This is a genomic window from Nocardia sp. CA-119907, from assembly GCF_050955995.1.
GTDB lineage: Bacteria > Actinomycetota > Actinomycetes > Mycobacteriales > Mycobacteriaceae > Nocardia.
Genome location: NZ_CP192091.1, coordinates 2093321 through 2109650, shown reverse-complemented (window position 1 = coordinate 2109650; position 16330 = coordinate 2093321). Strand labels below are relative to the sequence as shown.

General features: G+C 66.4%; 19 protein-coding genes. 8 read left to right on the top strand and 11 right to left on the bottom strand.

What is annotated here, in order from left to right; all coding sequences use genetic code 11:
* Positions 1 to 110 precede the first annotated feature (110 nt).
* Genes ACQP2D_RS09400 through ACQP2D_RS09390 form a run of 3 tightly spaced genes read left to right on the top strand, consistent with a single transcriptional unit; the run spans position 111 to position 2465 of the window.
* Complete coding sequence (locus tag ACQP2D_RS09400; RefSeq protein ID WP_433683321.1) at positions 111 to 881, top strand: dienelactone hydrolase family protein; 771 nt, start codon at positions 111 to 113, stop codon at positions 879 to 881.
* A gap of 24 nt (positions 882 to 905) precedes the next feature.
* Positions 906 to 1862 (top strand): threonine/serine dehydratase, encoded by a 957-nt coding sequence (locus ACQP2D_RS09395; RefSeq protein ID WP_433683320.1) that lies wholly within the window; start codon positions 906 to 908, stop codon positions 1860 to 1862.
* Positions 1863 to 1922: 60 nt separating this feature from the next.
* Entirely contained in the window at positions 1923 to 2465 is a 543-nt protein-coding gene (locus ACQP2D_RS09390; RefSeq protein WP_433683319.1) for a thioredoxin family protein, read from the top strand.
* On the opposite strand, the gene ACQP2D_RS09385 is transcribed toward ACQP2D_RS09390, so the two are convergent.
* Together ACQP2D_RS09385 and ACQP2D_RS09380 are read right to left on the bottom strand one after the other, a co-directional pair.
* Positions 2462 to 2752, bottom strand: a complete 291-nt coding sequence (locus ACQP2D_RS09385; RefSeq protein ID WP_433685594.1) for a hypothetical protein — start codon at positions 2750 to 2752, stop codon at positions 2462 to 2464. The two genes, ACQP2D_RS09390 and ACQP2D_RS09385, sit on opposite strands and share 4 nt — an antisense overlap.
* Positions 2753 to 2866: 114 nt before the next feature.
* Positions 2867 to 4045: an MFS transporter gene (locus ACQP2D_RS09380; protein ID WP_433683318.1), complete on the bottom strand. Its 1179-nt coding sequence runs from the start codon at positions 4043 to 4045 to the stop codon at positions 2867 to 2869.
* Between the two features lie 137 nt (positions 4046 to 4182).
* Between ACQP2D_RS09380 and ACQP2D_RS09375 the strand changes: the two genes are divergently transcribed.
* Positions 4183 to 4833 (top strand): TetR/AcrR family transcriptional regulator, encoded by a 651-nt coding sequence (locus tag ACQP2D_RS09375; RefSeq protein WP_433683317.1) that lies wholly within the window; start codon positions 4183 to 4185, stop codon positions 4831 to 4833.
* An 8-nt stretch (positions 4834 to 4841) separates the two neighbouring features.
* Here ACQP2D_RS09375 and ACQP2D_RS09370 read toward each other — a convergent pair whose 3' ends face one another.
* The 3 genes from ACQP2D_RS09370 to ACQP2D_RS09360 form a co-directional block, all read right to left on the bottom strand.
* Positions 4842 to 5210 carry an META domain-containing protein gene (locus ACQP2D_RS09370; protein WP_433683316.1) on the bottom strand — a complete coding sequence of 123 codons (369 nt, stop codon included), beginning with the start codon at positions 5208 to 5210 and terminating at the stop codon, positions 4842 to 4844.
* 193 nt (positions 5211 to 5403) lie between these two features.
* On the bottom strand, positions 5404 to 6117 hold the full coding sequence (locus ACQP2D_RS09365; RefSeq protein ID WP_433683315.1) for a helix-turn-helix domain-containing protein: 714 nt from the start codon (positions 6115 to 6117) through the stop codon (positions 5404 to 5406).
* Positions 6118 to 6220: 103 nt separating this feature from the next.
* Entirely contained in the window at positions 6221 to 6382 is a 162-nt protein-coding gene (locus tag ACQP2D_RS09360) for a hypothetical protein (protein ID WP_433683314.1), read from the bottom strand.
* Between the two features lie 218 nt (positions 6383 to 6600).
* On the opposite strand from ACQP2D_RS09360, the gene ACQP2D_RS09355 reads away from it, so the two are divergent.
* Positions 6601 to 7530: a ubiquinol-cytochrome c reductase iron-sulfur subunit gene (locus ACQP2D_RS09355; protein ID WP_433683313.1), complete on the top strand. Its 930-nt coding sequence runs from the start codon at positions 6601 to 6603 to the stop codon at positions 7528 to 7530.
* A gap of 3 nt (positions 7531 to 7533) precedes the next feature.
* Here ACQP2D_RS09355 and ACQP2D_RS09350 read toward each other — a convergent pair whose 3' ends face one another.
* From ACQP2D_RS09350 to ACQP2D_RS09340, 3 genes are all read right to left on the bottom strand, one after another.
* A complete protein-coding gene (locus ACQP2D_RS09350) occupies positions 7534 to 8442 on the bottom strand; it encodes an EamA family transporter (RefSeq protein ID WP_433683312.1) in 909 nt (302 codons plus the stop codon).
* 77 nt (positions 8443 to 8519) lie between these two features.
* A complete protein-coding gene (locus ACQP2D_RS09345; RefSeq protein WP_433683311.1) occupies positions 8520 to 9824 on the bottom strand; it encodes a glycosyltransferase 87 family protein in 1305 nt (434 codons plus the stop codon).
* Between the two features lie 69 nt (positions 9825 to 9893).
* Positions 9894 to 10289 (bottom strand): ankyrin repeat domain-containing protein, encoded by a 396-nt coding sequence (locus tag ACQP2D_RS09340; protein ID WP_433683310.1) that lies wholly within the window; start codon positions 10287 to 10289, stop codon positions 9894 to 9896.
* Positions 10290 to 10663: 374 nt separating this feature from the next.
* Here ACQP2D_RS09340 and ACQP2D_RS09335 point away from each other — a divergent pair, with 374 nt between their 5' ends.
* Positions 10664 to 11089 carry an AfsR/SARP family transcriptional regulator gene (locus ACQP2D_RS09335; RefSeq protein ID WP_433683309.1) on the top strand — a complete coding sequence of 142 codons (426 nt, stop codon included), beginning with the start codon at positions 10664 to 10666 and terminating at the stop codon, positions 11087 to 11089.
* Positions 11090 to 11105: 16 nt separating this feature from the next.
* On the opposite strand, the gene ACQP2D_RS09330 is transcribed toward ACQP2D_RS09335, so the two are convergent.
* On the bottom strand, positions 11106 to 12515 hold the full coding sequence (locus ACQP2D_RS09330) for a PLP-dependent aminotransferase family protein (protein WP_433683308.1): 1410 nt from the start codon (positions 12513 to 12515) through the stop codon (positions 11106 to 11108).
* Between the two features lie 79 nt (positions 12516 to 12594).
* Here ACQP2D_RS09330 and ACQP2D_RS09325 point away from each other — a divergent pair, with 79 nt between their 5' ends.
* Positions 12595 to 12936 carry a cupin domain-containing protein gene (locus ACQP2D_RS09325; protein WP_433683307.1) on the top strand — a complete coding sequence of 114 codons (342 nt, stop codon included), beginning with the start codon at positions 12595 to 12597 and terminating at the stop codon, positions 12934 to 12936.
* 3 nt (positions 12937 to 12939) lie between these two features.
* Here the strand turns inward: ACQP2D_RS09325 and ACQP2D_RS09320 are convergent, their stop codons facing one another.
* Positions 12940 to 13803, bottom strand: a complete 864-nt coding sequence (locus tag ACQP2D_RS09320) for a helix-turn-helix transcriptional regulator (RefSeq protein WP_433683306.1) — start codon at positions 13801 to 13803, stop codon at positions 12940 to 12942.
* A 102-nt stretch (positions 13804 to 13905) separates the two neighbouring features.
* Between ACQP2D_RS09320 and ACQP2D_RS09315 the strand changes: the two genes are divergently transcribed.
* The gene (locus ACQP2D_RS09315; protein ID WP_433683305.1) at positions 13906 to 14613 is read left to right on the top strand and encodes an SDR family oxidoreductase; all 708 of its coding nucleotides are present in this window, start codon (positions 13906 to 13908) and stop codon (positions 14611 to 14613) included.
* Between the two features lie 94 nt (positions 14614 to 14707).
* Here the strand turns inward: ACQP2D_RS09315 and ACQP2D_RS09310 are convergent, their stop codons facing one another.
* Positions 14708 to 16315 carry a peptide ABC transporter substrate-binding protein gene (locus ACQP2D_RS09310; protein WP_433683304.1) on the bottom strand — a complete coding sequence of 536 codons (1608 nt, stop codon included), beginning with the start codon at positions 16313 to 16315 and terminating at the stop codon, positions 14708 to 14710.
* Positions 16316 to 16330 lie beyond the last annotated feature (15 nt).

Sequence of the window (16330 nt, the reverse complement as noted above, 5' to 3'; positions counted from 1 at the left end):
AAAAATCGGCCTTTTGTTCGCAAATAAGATGACTCGGCCGATATCGGAAATCCGGATGGCGCGATACTGATCGGCGTCGCTCTCGCCGCCATTCGTCTCGAAGGAACTCCATGACGATGCCCGTCGCATTCAGCACGCTCGATGTCCGCACCGCCGATGGCAATGCCGACGCCTACCTGGCCCGACCCGATGACGGCGCACCGCATCCCGGCATGCTGTTCTACATGGACGCTTACGGTCTGCGCCCGTGGCTGCGCGAAATGATGGAAGCCATAGCGGCCAATGGGTTCACCGTGTTGGCGCCCAATGTTTTCTACCGATCCGGGCGCGCCCCGGTGCTGCCGATGCCCGAATCCGCCGACCCCGCGGCGCACGCGAAATTCTTTGCCGCACTGGGCCCGATGCGCGCCGCGTTCACGCCCGAGAAAGCGTTGCAGGACGCACAAACCTATCTCGATTGGCTCGGCGCCGCCGAGTTCGTTGCGCCGGGTCCGGTGGCCGTGACCGGATACTGCATGGGCGGCAAACTCGCCTTGCGGACCGCGAGCGCATTCGGGAATCGTATTGCCGCGGCGGCGAGTTTCCACGGCGGCCGGCTTGCCGTGGACGAACAACCCGACAGTCCGCACCATGGCGCCGCCGGCATTACCGCCGAACTGTTGATCGCGCACGCGAGCCAGGATGATTCGATGCCACCCGAGCAGATCACCCGCCTCGACCAGGCGCTCGACGCCGCGCAGGTGCATTACACCTCGGTGGTCTACCCGAATACCCGCCACGGCTTCACCATGCGTGACACTCCTGCCTTCGATCAGGCGGCCTACGACCGCCACCTCGCGGATCTCCTCGCGCTGCTGCGGCGGGCCCAGCGGGCAAAATGATGGGACGAGCGCGGAGGAGTACCGATGGAGTTGAGCTACGCGGATGTCAAAGCTGCCGCCGATCGGATCGCCGGTCGGGTGCGGCCGGTTGCCGTCGTCCCCGGGGACGGTCACGCGATCGCGCCGACCGGATCCGGATCGTGTGAGTTATCGCTGGCGCTGGAGTTCATGCAGCACACCGGATCGTTCAAAGCCCGTGGGGCGCAGAACTTCATCCAGGCGCACCGCGATAACGGGACGCTACCCGATGCGGGCGTGACCATCGCCTCAGGCGGGAACGCGGGGCTCGCGTGCGCGTGGGCGGCACGCGGGCAGGGTGTTCGGGCGACGGTTTTCCTGCCGACCACCGCCCCGGCCGTGAAGGTAGAGCGGCTGCGCGGCTACGGCGCGGATGTGCGCCTGGTCGGTACCGAGTACGCCGACGCGCTCGCCGCCTGTCACGAATTCGCCGACACCAGCAGCGCGCTGCGCTCCCATGCCTATGACAATCCGTATATCGCGGCCGGTGCGGGCACCTTGATGATGGAGATCCACCGCCAACTCCCCAGGTTGGACACCGTCGTCGTCGCGGTCGGCGGCGGCGGGCTGTTCGCCGGAATAGCCACGGCCGCGGCGCACTATGGCGTGCGGACGATCGCGGTGGAACCGGAGAACTGCCGGGCCTTGCACGCCGCGATCGCGGCCGGGCAGATCGTCGACGCACCCGTCGACTCGATCGCCGCCGATTCCCTCGGCGCCCGCCGCGCCACCGAGCTGGCACTGCGCGCGGCGCAAAACTACGACGTCACCTCGATCCTCGTCCCCGATCGCGACATCATCGCGACCCGCAGAAAACTGTGGCACGACCGCCGCCTGGCGGTGGAACACGCCGCCGCGACCGCGCTCGCCGCCCTGACCAGTGCCTACCGTGCCGAACCCGGCGAGCGGATCTGTGTCGTGCTGTGCGGTGCGAATACCGATCCGACGGACCTGGCACAGTAATTCGGGTCGAGCTCGGGCCGAGGGCACTAAGCTCGATATCGACTCGGATGGAGGCACCTCATGTCGGTTCAATCCCTCATGGTCCCGGTCGGAACGCCCGCGCCGGACTTCGCACTGCCCGATCTCGACGGTCACACCCACGCCAGGGCCGACTACACGGCCGGACCCGGCCTCCTGGTCATCTTCGCCTGTAACCACTGCCCGTACGTGCGGCATATCGAGTCGAAGCTCGGCGAGGTACTCGGCACGCTGACGATCCCGACGATCGCGGTCTGCACCAATGACGCCGACGCCTACCCGGACGACGCACCGGAAGGACTGCGCGCCCAGGCCGACCGCGCCGGGTGGAAATTCCCCTACCTGATCGACGAATCCCAGCAGGTGGGTCGAGCCTTCAGTGCCGCGTGCACACCGGACTTCTTCCTCTACGACGCGCGCCTCGAACTCGCCTACCGCGGCGCATTCGACGAATCCACGCCGGGCAACGGTAAACTGGTGACCGGCAATGAGTTACGCGCCGCGATCGAGAATGTGCTCGCCAGAACACCCGTGCCCGAACCGCATCGGCCGAGCATGGGCTGCTCCATCAAATGGCGGGCCTAGGTACCGATCACCGCATTCATGATCGTGCCCGCACTGGTCGCGACGACGCCGCCGATCATGGCTCCCGCCACCATCTTCGGTGACTGCAAGCCGCCGCCGGACCACTTCTCCCAGGCGAACCGACCGCCCGCGTAGGTGATGGCGGTGATGCCGGCCAGCAGAATGAACCAGGTGAAATAGCGCACCATCTGCAGGATTTTGTCCGCGACGGGCGGCGCCTCCGGTGTCGGGTTGCCGAGTTGGGCCAGGACTGCTCCATAGGTGTCATGTGCCGCGGCGAGAATCATGCTCACAGTCGAACCCCTCTTCTGATATCGGCGACGCCGTAGAGCGCCCTAGCCAGATAATAGCCTCTCGACTCGAGACAGATTGTGCAGCAACCGGATTCAACGACATACCGGTCAGCTGGATTTCCGCACCGGTTCGCGATCGTGCCGCAGCATGTGCAGCGCGAGCAGCAGACCCGATACCGTGAGGACGGCGGCGATCGGATAGATCGAACGCAGTCCGGGTCCGTCATCGATGACCCAGCCGCCGATCCGGCCCGCGAACACGGCGGCGAGTTGGAAGCCGGAGGCATTGACCGCGACGGCCAGCGTTGGGGCCGCACCTGCCGCGCCGACGACCCGCGTCTGCATGCCGGGAATGATCGCGAAGGCCAGCGCGCCGAGCACGAAAACCAGTGCCACCGCGAGCAATTGGATCTCGGCAACCGCCCAGAACAGCGTCAGCGTGCTCGCCGAGGCCGTCAGCAGACCCGCCAGCGACGGCATCAGCGCCTTATCGGCCAGCCGACCACCGAGGTGATTACCGAGCACCACACCGGCCCCGCACGCCAGCAGTAGCACCGGCACCGCGCCCGCCGCGAATCCACCGATATCGGTGAGCAGCGGGGTGAAGTACGGAAAGACCGTCACCACACCGACATTGCCGAGCGCGGTGAGCGCGATCGCCAATTGCACACCGCGATCGGCGAATACACGCAACTCTCCCAGAATTGATCCACGCGAAGCCACGGGCATCATCGGCAGAAAACGCAGGACCAGCACCAGCGCGACGGCCGCGCAGAGCGCCACCGACGCGAATGTCGCACGCCAGCCGAAGTATTGGCCGACGGCGGTACCGATCGGCGCGCCACCGATAATGCCCAGATTCATGCCGAGCGCCACCCGCGCCACCGCCGACGCCTCCCGGCCGGGTTCGGCGATCGAGATGACCATGGCGATCGCGACCGCGAAAAACGTTGCGACAACGAGCCCGGCGACGAACCTGGCCAGCAGCAGGATCGAATAGTTCGGCGCGAGAGCCGAACCCAGATTCGCGACGACCGCTACCGCGACCAAGCCGAGGACGAGCGGCCTGCGCGGCAGCCGTGCGGTCGCCACGGTCACGACCGGCCCGCCGACGATCATGCCGAGCGCGTACACACTCACCAGCAGACCCGCCGCAGGCACCGAAACCGCGAGATCACCCGCCACATCGGGCAGGATTCCGGCGATTACGAACTCACCGGTCGTCAGGCTGAACACCGCCGAGGCCCTGGACCTGCTCGGCGCCCAGTCGCCCTTGACCTCGCTCACCGCCTCCCAGCAGGAGACGCTGCGCGATCTGCTGCATGCAATGGTGTCGCCCGACCCCTTGTTTAAACATACGTCCGGACGTATTCTTTGACTATGACGACGGCGATGCTCCCGACCGGTAAGCGAGTGTCCACGTGATGACAGCATCGCGAAGCGATTCGATGAGAGGTGGCGGCCCGGTGGCGGGTGGGCCCGAGGACAAGCGTCTGCAGCGCGGCGCGCGCAGTCGACAGCTCGTGCTTCGTCAGGCCGTCGACACCGCCTCCCTCGATGGTCTCGACGGCTTGAGCTTCGGCAAACTGGCGACCGATACCGGCCTGAGCAAGGCGGGCGTGCAGACGCTGTTCAAGACCAAGGAAGCCCTGCAGCTGGCTGCGCTCGAGATGGCCCGCGAGATGTTCATCGACGCCGTCGTCCGCCCCGCACGGGCACAACCCCATGGGGTGCAACGCCTTCGCGCGCTGATCGAGCACTGGATCGACTACGCCGCGGCACCGCTGTTCGCGGGCGGCTGCTACCGCGTCGCCAATATGGCGGATTTCGACAGCCGTCCAGGACCGGTCCGCGACGCCCTGGTTCGCGACCAGCGGGACTGGTTGGCCACCATCGTCCGCGAACTCCGATATGCCGTCGATGCGGGCGAAATCGTGGACCTGGATGCCGATTTCGCCGCCTTCCAGATCGACGCCGTCCTGTGCGCGGCCAATACCGCCCTCCGGCTCGGTGACACCGATGTGGTGGGCAAGGCCCGCCGGGTGGTCGAGGGCTTTCTGACCCCACCGGCATGAACCGCCGATCAGGGACGGTCGGCGGTTCGCTCCAACTCGATGCGGATTCGGTCGTCACTGAGGATCAGGGTGCCGTCAATGGTGGTCCAGGTGGGGGCGAGCAGGAGGAATTCGGTCAGCCAGGTGTCCTGGGTGGTGACTTCCCGCGGATAGGACAGGACGGTGCTGAACGGGGAACGGGTTTTCAGGACGCCGTCATCGACATCCACCTCGAACATCACGGTATTGCCGCCCGCGTGGGCGGACAGGCGCTGGGTTTCCTCGACGAACCACAGGGTGATCCGGGTGCCGCGGACCAGAAATCGTGGTCGGCCGCTCTCGGTTACCGACGAGGAGACATAGCGGTGACCCCACAGTTCGCAGTCGTGCCCACCCATTGCCCGAGCACCGCCCCTCGTCGAATCGCTACGCGATAATGGCCCACGCGTCACCCGACCACCACCCCTCATCGAATCGCTACGCGACAATGTCATGTGGTGGATCAGCCCTTACTCACGGCGGACGACGGCACACCTATCCTGATTGCCGCCCCCATCGGGCTGAAATGACCCGGTCCACTGAGCGAACCGATCAGCGCAGATTCTTCTCGATTTCGCGTGCGGCGCGTGCGACCAGACCCGGCAGATTCGGCGGAAACTGTTGCGACAGTGACATACAAGCGATAGCGGCCGCATCGCAGCCATGGGGTTGGCGGATCGCCGCTGCGGCACAACATATTCCGGCGATCAGCTCGTGGTGGTCGACGGAAACCATTCCGGCATCGGCGATTCCGGTGCGCACACGATGCCATTCGGCGGCCGAATAGGTCGGTGGCGGGACGGTATTGTCGGTACGTCCCGCGAAGAGGACCTGCGCCAGCGCGGTCCGATACACCACGTCGGGGTCCGCAGTGGTGTTGAGGAAGAATTCCGCGCCCTTGACACCGGCCACCATCCGGACCTCACCCGCTTCGAGAATACAAACCGCGACAGTCGAATTCGTCACGGCCGCCAATACCCGGGCCGGTCGCTGCGCGGCCCGGCGCAGCAGCGGTGCGGCCTGCCAGTGCCGCCCCAGCTCCGCCATCCGCTCGCCGACGAAATACCGTTGCTCCACCCGCTGCACCGCGCCGAGCACGACCAACTGCTCGGCCAACCGGTATGCGGTGGCCTTGGCCAACCCGGTGGACCTGGCCAGCTGCGATAGCCCACAGCCCTCCGGCGCCGCCGAAATTGCTTCCAGTATCTGGAAACCGGCATCGAGCACCCCACGGCCCGCTCCGTCAGCCGATGGACTCCCGGCCATCGCCCCGCCTTCCTCCGCACCGCGGCCGCACGTCGGCACAACACGGCAAGAGAAGATGCTACGCCCATTGTCGTTCGCAACAAGGCGTTCTGCGTCGCTCAACTCATGATGAGTACTCGCCGGAACGAATCTTCCAATCGGCCGGATTCACCGCGGTGGCGCGCACCGCGACCCGGATCTGACCAGCGCCCGGTTCCGGAATCGGGATGTCGACAACCTGCAGTACCTCCGGCCCACCGTGTTCGTAGTACGCAATCGCCCGCATCGCGTCAGCTTAGGCGCAGCATCAGGGGTTTTCTCAGCAGAGTCTCATGGAACACCAGCCCTGGTCTCAGGAGTGTTCCGTTCAATAACCGGTAGCTGCCCCGCCCGGTTCCAGTCTCAGCCGGGCGGTAGGCAGCGCCAATGCGAAACGACCTCGAACCGAACCGACGGCCATCTCGTAACACATAGCACAAATGTGTCGAGAACGCTGAGGTCGCAATGAGTGTCGAACACTTCAACCGTCGAACAATCGTCATCGGAGCAGGGGCCGCGGCATTCGTCGCGGCCTGCTCGACGAGCGAGCGCTCGTCAACGCCGACAACCACTTCCACCGCGACGTCAGCGACGACATCGAGTTCGGTTGCCGCCGCTCCCGCCACCGAGCCACCACCACCGCCGACCGAGCAGGTGCAGGCGGGCCCCGAACCGGCGCCGGGCACCGCGCTCACACGCACCTCCGATGTGCCGATCGGCTCCGGCGTACTGCTCGGCGATACCGTCGTCACCCAGCCGAGTCCCGGTAATTACCAGGCTTTTTCGGTGATCTGTCCGCATGCGGGCTGTGCTGTCAACGCGATCAGCGGTGGCACCATCAATTGCCCTTGTCACGGCAGCAGATTCAACCTCGACGGATCCGTCGCCACCGGTCCGGCCACCCGGCCGCTGGCCACACGCACCATCTCCGTACAGGGGGAATGGATCGTCGCGGGCGCGTTCGCCCCGTTGCCCGCCGCCGAGCAGCAGGTCCAGGAGCAACCCGCACCGGCCCAGCAGGTCGTCGAACCGGGCGCACCCGAGAACGCTCTGGCCCGCGCCTCCGATGTACCGGTCGGCTCCGGGCTCATTCTCGGCGATACCGTGCTTACCCAACCGAATCCCGGTAACTACCAGGGCTTCTCGGTGATCTGCACGCATCAGGGCTGTGCCCTCAACGAAATCGCGGGCGGCACCATCAACTGCCCTTGTCACGGCAGCAAATTCAATCTCGACGGATCCGTCGCCACCGGCCCGGCCAGCGAACCGCTGTCTCGCCGTGAGGTATCGGTACAGGGCGACTGGATCGTGGCGGGCGCACCGGCAACGCCGCCGGTGATCAAACCGTGGTGGTGTGAGGTACCGATCTTCGCCCCGGGAAGCGCGGGCTGCTGACGGCTACTTTCGCCGAGCGGTTCGGGTCGCTCCGATGGAGGCGGCCACCACGCAGATCACGCCCGCCCATTGCCCCGGATTCATGATCTGGCCGAGGACGATCAGTCCGGCGAGTGCGGCAGCGGCGGGTTCGAGGCTCATCAGTACGCCGAAGACACGCGGTGGAATGCGCCGCAGCGCTTCGAGTTCCACCGAATACGGCAGCACCGACGAGAGCATCGCGACCGCGAATCCGGCGGCCAGGACGGTGGGGTGGAACAGCGTGGTACCCGCCTCGGCGATGCCGACCGGGACCATGAGCACACCGCCGAAGGCCATCGCGATGGCCAGACCCCCGCCGCCGCTGGTGCGGTCACCGAGTGCGGCGCTGAGCAGGATGTAGCCCGCCCAGCACGCTCCGGCCGCCAGGGCGAACAGCACTCCGGACCACCCCGCCTGTCCGCCCGCCCTGGTCAACAGCAACACCCCGGCGGCAGCGAGCACCGCCCACACCGGATCGGCCCACCGCCGCGAGCCCGCCAGTGCGACGCTGAGCGGCCCGAGGAATTCGAGGGTCACCGCCATACCGAGCGGAATTCGGTCGATGGCCTGGTAGAAGCATAGATTCATGCAGGCGAGCACCGCGCCGTAGCCGAGCACCACCGGCAGCGCGCGCCGCTCGATCCGCAGCCCGGACCGCCAGACGACCAACAGCACGATCCCGGCGAAGAACAGCCGCAGCGTCACCGCGCCCGCGGCCCCGGTGGCGCTGAACAGCTGTTTGGCCAGTGCCGCGCCGACCTGCACGCTCACGATCCCGATCAGCACCAAGGCCGTCGGCGGCACCCCGCCGAGCCCACGCTGACTCACCGCGCGCATGGCCGTCAGCGGTCGCGCCGACTTCACATTCCGTTCGACATCGATCGCGACCACGCGGTGCCCTCCATCCACAAACCCCGGACCTTCCATCATCCGCGTACTGTCAACGGATGGCGTGACCCGCGTGGGAGTCAGGCGGCGGGTCGCGGACCTGCCAGATCGACGAGATCGCCATCCTGCGGCGCCGAATCCGCCTCGGCCGCAAGCGCCTTCGCGCGCTTACTGCCCACGAGGTACACCGCGACCAGCAGTACGCTCAACCACACGTAGGTGTTGCCCCACACGTGTTGCCAAGGCGTCCACGACAATTCGCGTCGATTGTCACCGGGCATCCAGTTCTGCGGCCCGTAGACGAATGCCGCCGCGGTCACCACGATGGCCACATACCACCCGATCGCCCGACCCCGCGGCATCGTCGTCGCATAACAGACCATCCCGAACAGCGCGGGCGCGATCATCACCCAGTGATGCGACCAGGAGATCGGCGATACCAGCAATGTGAAGACCGCATTGATCCCCAGCGCCAGCGCGGGAGCCTGTTCCGCCTGTCGCATGGCCGCGACCACCAGGACGAGCAGCGCCGCGCTCAGCACCAGCCAGAGCACGGTGAACAGCGGCTTCTCCACACCGAACCGGGCCAGCACGGCCTGAATCGACTGGTTGGTGTGGAACGACGAGCCGCTCAATCCCGAGACATTGCCGAGTCCGCCGAACCAGTAGGTGACCGACTCCTTGGGCAGCACCGCGAAGCTGAGCGCCGTCGCCACCGCACCGGTGACGGCTGCCGTCACTGCCGCGCGATAGTCCCGGCGCACCAGGAAGTACAGCACGAACGCGGCCGGGGTCAGCTTGATCGCGGCCGCCACGCCGACCAGCATGCCGCGCCGCCACTTCGGCTTCTCGGTCAGCGCGTCGGCGGCTACCAGCACCATGAGCAGCAGGTTGACCTGCCCGAAGTCCAGTGTCGAGCGAATCGGCTCCAACAGCATGGCCAGCGGCGTCGCGCACGAGGTGGCCAGCAGTGCCAGCCGCAACCCACTGCGTTCGGGCCAGCGCCGCCGCGCGACCAGATACAGCGTGACGGCCAGCGCGAGCGTCGAGGAAACGAAGAAGGTGAAGGCCGCGGCATCCCAGGGCAGCAGCGCGAAGGGGCTCAGCACCAATGCGGCGAACGGCGGGTAGATGAACGGCAGGCCGATACCAATGGTGGTCTGCGGCAGCTGGCCGTACATATCCGCGCCGTCACGCAGCGCCTCGATGCCGAGCCGGTACACCTGCAGGTCGATGAAACCGCCGGTGATCCGATGGAAGGGCCAAAGCGGTTCGGTCAGGCACCACGTGGCGAAGGCAATGAGCAACACCGGCACTAGCCACACCACGCGCCCGAATCGTCGGTTCACGGGCTTGGACCTATCTCGGGTGGTGACATTACTCATCCGCGGCGACTATACCGACCCGCGCGAACGCGTCCGAATCGGCGTTCCGGCCAGTGACAATTCGGTGGCTCAGGGCGCCTCGAACAGGCGCAGCAGGTCGTTCTTACCGAACATGGCGGCCGCGGCGCGCGCGGACGGGGTTCCGGCATCCGGATCGGCACCCGCGGCGAGCAGCGCGCGCAGGATCTCGACCTCGCCCTTGAACACCGCGCCCGCCAGCGGCGTCTGCCCCTTGTCATTGGCTCGATTCGGGTCGGCGTCGCGCGCCAGCAGGACCCGTACGGCGTCCTGATGACCGTGGTAGGCGGCCAGCATGAGCAGGCTGTCACCGTGGTCATTGGTGAGGTTCACCGGGACACCGGCGTCCAGATACGCCGTCAGGCGCTCGGCGTTGCCCTGGCGCGCCAGATCGAAGATCTTGGTGGCGAGTTCGAGCAGTTCCGGATCCGTGTCGTCAGTGCTCATCTGCCCAGTACACCACCTGAGATCGGTCATAGCCGGTAGGTGCGGCCGAATGTGCGCGCCGGCCTGAACATGGGCGGTCGCTGTCGGTAACAGTTTGATAACTCGAGGATCGGGTACTCCCCACCTATGACAGCGACGCGAAAGCGACTGCACCGCCACACCGGTGTTGATCGCGGAACCGCGCTGCTGGCCTCGATTACCTGCCTGATTTTCGTGGCTGGCATCGCCACCATCACCCGATCCCTCTCGACCGCCGCAGCTGCGGCCGCATGCATCGCGGCCGGACTAGCCGTGTCACTCGGTATCCTGCCGCACAGTCGTTAGCCACCCACCAGAGATCCGACTCTCCTTGCCGGTACGGCAGGCTTATCGCCGTGCGTGTTTTGCTGCTGGGTCCGTTCGAGGTCCGCGTGGCTGAGGACCGACCGATTCGGATCGCCGGAGTCAAAGTGCGCGCATTTCTGGCCCGGCTCGCCATGGAACCCGGCCGAGTGGCCCCCGCCGATGTGTTCGCCGACGCGATCTGGGCTGGACGCCCACCGGAGAATGGCGCAAATGCCTTGCAGGCCTTGGTCTCTCGGGTTCGGCGTGCGATCGGCACGGCGCGCGTCGAGTGGCAGGCGCCGGGTTATCGGCTGGTCATCGATCCCGTCGATGTCGCGCCTGCCGAGCAGGACCGTGCAGCACTTGGCCCCGAAGCGTTCACGGCGGCCTTCGACAGCACAGCCGCCTCGACCCCGACTGCCGCAATCGAATTCCTCCTCGCCCCCCACGCGACTACCGCCCGGCAGACACCGTAGAACTCGGGGGCATCGGCTACACCGCCAAAGCCGGTGGCGCCAGCGTGGTCCGACTCGGTGGGTGGTAGGCGCGCCATGCGATGGCGAGGCGATCGACCGCCTCGGTGAGCGTCTGCGGTGGATGCCGGAAGTGGATGCGGACGTAGTCGTCGCTGCGTCCCGACACGTCGAGGCCGCTGCCAGCCAGTATCGCGACACCATGGCGCAGCGCGGTCTGTGCGAAGGAACTTCCGTCGCCGTACGGCAAGCGGATCCACAGCGTCTGACCACCGCGGACCGGTGTCACGGACCAGTCGGGCAACTTCCGGGACAGGGCGGCCAGTACGAGATCGTGACACGACTCGCGTTGCGCGGCACGGGCCGCGCACAGGGCATCGATCCGCCGCACCAGGTGGGCGGCGGCCAGCTGAGCCGGGAGGTTGCCGCCGAGGTCGTGTACCGCCCGCAGGCGTGTCAGCCGGGCAATGGTCGCTGCCGACGCACGCACCCAGCCGACGCGCAGCCCACCCCAGATGTTCTTGCTCAGCGAACCGATCGTGATGACGGTGGCGGCGTCAGCGGCCAGCGGCGGCGGCAGGTCCTGCCCGGGAAAGCCGAGCTCGGCCACGATTTCGTCGGCGACCAACGGAACGTCCACGGCGGCGGCCACTTCCACCAGGCGCCGCCGCACCAGCGCGGAAAGAACTGCGCCAGTCGGGTTCTGGAATGTCGGAGTCACATAGGCGAGCGCGGATCGGTGCGTGCGCGCGGCCGCTTCGAATCCGTCGAGCCCGAGCGGCAGCGGATGTAGCAGCGCACCCGCCTCGCGAAACGCCTCCAGAGCGCCTGGGTACGTCGGGGTTTCCGTCAGCACGCGATCACCCGGCCGCAGGAATGCGCGGGCCAGCAGCGATAGCGCCTGTTGACCGCCATTGGTCACCAGCACCTCGTCCGGCCGCGTCGGCACACCCTGCCGCAGATAACGCTCGGCAATGGCCGCGCGCAGTGCCGGATGGCCGCCCGGGTAATAGCCGATATCGGCTGTGGTCGAGGACAATTCGGGCAGGATCCGCGCATACGCCTCGGCCACCTCCGGCGGCGGACTCTCCGGCGCGGCGCAGGCCAGCGATATGACATCGGGTCGCGGCTCGAGCAGATGCAGGAACATGGGCGCACCGGTCGTTTCCGGTGTGGCCACCGTCGTCGCACCGGCCACCCGGGTGCCGCTCCCCCGACGCCGGACGATGCGCGCCTCCGACTCCAGCAGGTCATAGGCCGCGACCACCGTGCTGCGTCCCACGGCGAGTTGCGCGGCGAATACCCGGTCCGGCGGCAGTGCGGCGCCCGGCTGCAGTTCACCGTCGTCGATCAGCTGCCGCAGCCGGGCCGCGAGCAGCACATAGAGCGGTCCGCGACCCGACGACCAGCGGCCGAGTCGTTCTGTCACAGCAATTGGCTCCATCTCCAAACCAATTCTGCCGGATTGGCCCTGTCCGCGCGCACCGGCCCCATCGAGGATCATTCCCATGACCGAAGAAACGACCACCACGCAGGCGGTCTCCATCGATCGCGCCGTCGCGGCACTGCCCGGCCCCTTTCAGCAATCCCTGCTGGCACGGGTCAACGACACCGTTGTCAAGGTCGCCCGCCTCGAGGGCGCGTTCCCGTGGCACCACCACGATGAGGACGAACTGTTCCTCTGCTGGGACGGCACCTTCCGCATCGAACTCGAAGGACAGCAACCGGTGAGCCTCGACGCCGGTGATATCTACGTGGTGCCCAAGGGAATTCGGCATCGTCCCGTGGCGGACACACCGGCGCATGTCGTACTCGTCGAGCGGCCCGAGACGAAGCAGTACGGCAACTGAGGTCTATTTCTCGAAATCGACCGGTACGGAGGCGGATTCGGGTACCGCACCCGCGGCGATCATGCCGAGCAGGGTGAGTGCGCGTTCGGACGCCGACCCCGGCTCGGCGTGGTAGGCGATGAGCATCTGGCCCGCAGCGCCATTGACAGTGAAGGTTTCGTAGGACAGCGCGAGGTCGCCGACGAGCGGATTGCGAAACTCTTTGACGCCAGCGGTTTTCACGCGAACGTCGTGGCGGGCCCATAACCGCCGGAAGTCCTCACTCTTCAACGACAATTCGCCGACCAGTTCGGTCAGGCGCGGATCATCGAGGTCCGTGCCCGCGGTGGCGCGCAGGCTGGCGACGGTATCGGCGGCGACGGTCGGCCAATCGCGATAGCAGTCGCGAGCCGCCGGATCGAGAAAGACGGCCCGCACCAAATTGACCCCCTGGGCGGAACAGGAATTGAGCGCGGTCGCCAGGGGATTCGCGGCGAGTACGTCCAGATGGCGGCCCAGCACCAGCGCCGGCGTATTCGGCCAGGAAGCCATGAGCCGGAGCAGGCCGGGAGCGACCCGCTCGGGCCGTCGCGGGGTCCGTTTGCGCCGCATACCGGGTCGTGCCAACTCTCGCAGGTGCGCGAGCCCCTCGTCGTCGAGCGCGAAAACCCGGGCCAGTGCCTCGACGACCTGTTCGGACGGATGCTTATCGCGCCCCTGTTCCAGCCGCACGTAGTAGTCGGCGCTCATACCGGCGAGCATCGCCACTTCCTCACGGCGCAGCCCGGCGACTCGCCGCTGCCCACCGCCGGGAATTCCGAACTCCTCCGGGCGCGCCAGCTCGCGGCGTGCGCGCAGGAATACGCCCAATCGGTTCTCGGAGTCCATCCACCCGAGCGTAGGCCAACCGCACCGGGCCCGGGTGGCCCTGCCGCTACCAGGAAGTCCGCAGCCTGGCGGGGCCCGGCGGCGGCTACGAACGTGGTGGTCATGACATACAACCTCGAAGGCCGCACCGCGGTAGTCACCGGAGCATCGAGTGGTATCGGCGCCGCCACCGCCCGACAGCTCGCACAGCACGGCGCCCGGGTCGCGCTGCTCGGCAGGCGCAAGGATCGGATCGAAGAACTCGCGGCCGAGATCGGCGCGGCGGCCATCGCGGTGGTCGCCGATGTGGCCGATCAGCAGTCGGTGCGTGATGCCGCGGCCACGGTGCGCGCGGCATTCGGTCCGGTCGATGTCGTGGTCGCGAACGCGGGCGTCATGCTCGCCGGGCCGTTCGAATCCGCGCACACCGAGGAATGGGATCAGATGGTCGGTACCAATATCAATGGATTGCTCTACACCGGAAGAGCTTTCATCGATGACCTGCTGGCCGCGGCGGGCGACGGCCGCCGGGCCGATCTGGTCCATGTCGGCTCGATCGGCGGGCACACGGTCTTCCCCAACTTCGGTGTCTACACCGCCACGAAGGCCGCCGTCGCCCACCTGACCCGCAATCTGCGTGCGGAATTCGGCCCGCGCGGAGTCCGGGTGAAGAATATCGAACCCGGCGTCGTCGGGACCGAACTCGGCGCTGGCATGCGCGATGAGCAGCAGCGGGCCGGGCTCACCAGTGGCGCAACGAATTGGAGATCCTGCGACCCGACGATATCGCCGATGCGATCGCCTATGCTGTGGCAGCGCCGCCGCGGATGAACGTGGCCGAACTCATTGTCGTGCCGACGCAACAGGGCTGAAAACCGTTGCGGCGGGCGCACTTCAGCCGCGCCCGCCGCAGGCCCATCCGCACCTACTTCTCGATGCCCTCGAAATCGAACAGGCCGTTCCACGCGAGATCGGCCTTCCTCACCTTCTCGGATCGACCGGCGGCGGCGACGTAGTCGAAGAGCGGGATATCGGCCATATCTTTGAGCAGCAACGCCTGTGCTCGCCCCACGATTTTGTACGACTCCTCCAGCGTCGGCGCGGCGAGCGCGGCGTCGAGCAGATGGTCGAATTCGGGGTTGTTGTAGTTGACGTTGTTGGTCTCGGAGAAGCTGTAGTACTGCGAGGTCAGGAACTGCAGCATGGTCGGGTAATCACCTTGCCAGCCGTATCGGAACGCCTTACCGATCGTCTTGGCGTTGATCAGATCGCGGATGTTCTTGAAGGTCGGATAGGGCACACCGACCGCGTCGATGCCGAGCACGTTTTTCACGCTATTGGCCACGGCCTCGACCCAGCCCTGGTGGCCGCCATCGGAGTTGTAGGCGATCTCGTAGCGGCCCGACCACGGTGAAATGGCATTGGCCTGCGCCCACAGCTTCTTGGCCTCCTCCGGGTTGTAGTTCAGAACCTCGACGCCGGGCAAGTTTTCATCGAATCCCGGCAGGGTGCGCGCGGTGAAATCGCGGGCCGGCTTACGGATGCCGTGGAAGATGTTCTCGCAGATCTGTTCCCGATTGATCGCCATCGACAGCGCCCGGCGCCGCAGCAGTCCCTCCTCGCCGCCGAAGTGCGCGACATTGGTCTGGATGCCGACGGCCTGCTTATAGGCGATCGGCTTGGTGATCGCGCGGTCGCCCAGGTCCTTCTTATAGGTCGACATGGCGCTGTCGGGCACGATATCGAGGGTATCGAGATTGCCCGCCTGCAGATCCGAGTACGCCGTGTCATAGGACTGGTACATCACGAAGCGCAGGCCCTTGTTCTTCGGCGGGCGTCCGCCCCGGTAGTACGGATTGGGCACCAGATCGATCTTGACGTTGTGCTCCCACGCGCCCGGGCGCGCGAACTGGTACGGGCCATTGCCGATCGGATTCTCGCCGAAGGCCTTCATATCCTTGAAGGCGGCCTCGGGCAGCGGATAGAACGGTGCGAAGCCCAACTCGGTCTCGAAATCGATGGACGGCTGCTTCAACGCCACCGTAAAGGTCCGGTCGTCGACCACCTGCAGTCCCGACAGGGCCTGCGCCGTCGGCTTTTCCGCCGAGACCTCGTCGAATCCGACGATGGGCGCGAAAACATAGTTCTGCAACTGCGCATTGGTACCGAGGGCGCCGTAATTCCAGGCGTCGACGAACGACTTCGCCGTTACCGTGGTGCCGTCGGAGAATTTCCAATCCGGTTTGATGGTGATCGTGTAGGTCTTGCGGTCGGTCGTCTTGATCGACTCGGCCATTTCGTCGTGCGCGATACCGTTCGCGTCGTAGTACTTCAGTCCCGCGAACAGCCGGTCCACGACCCGGCCGCCCATATTCTCATTGGTATTGGTCGGCACCAGCGGATTCTGCGGCTCACCGCCATTGGTGGTGACGATATCGGCATCGGTACTGTCACTCGACGAGCATGCGGTCAGTCCGAGGCTTGTGGCCAGCAGTACCGCCGCGGTCAACGCTGTAGCTCTGTTGAATCTCAACGCATTCTCCCATGT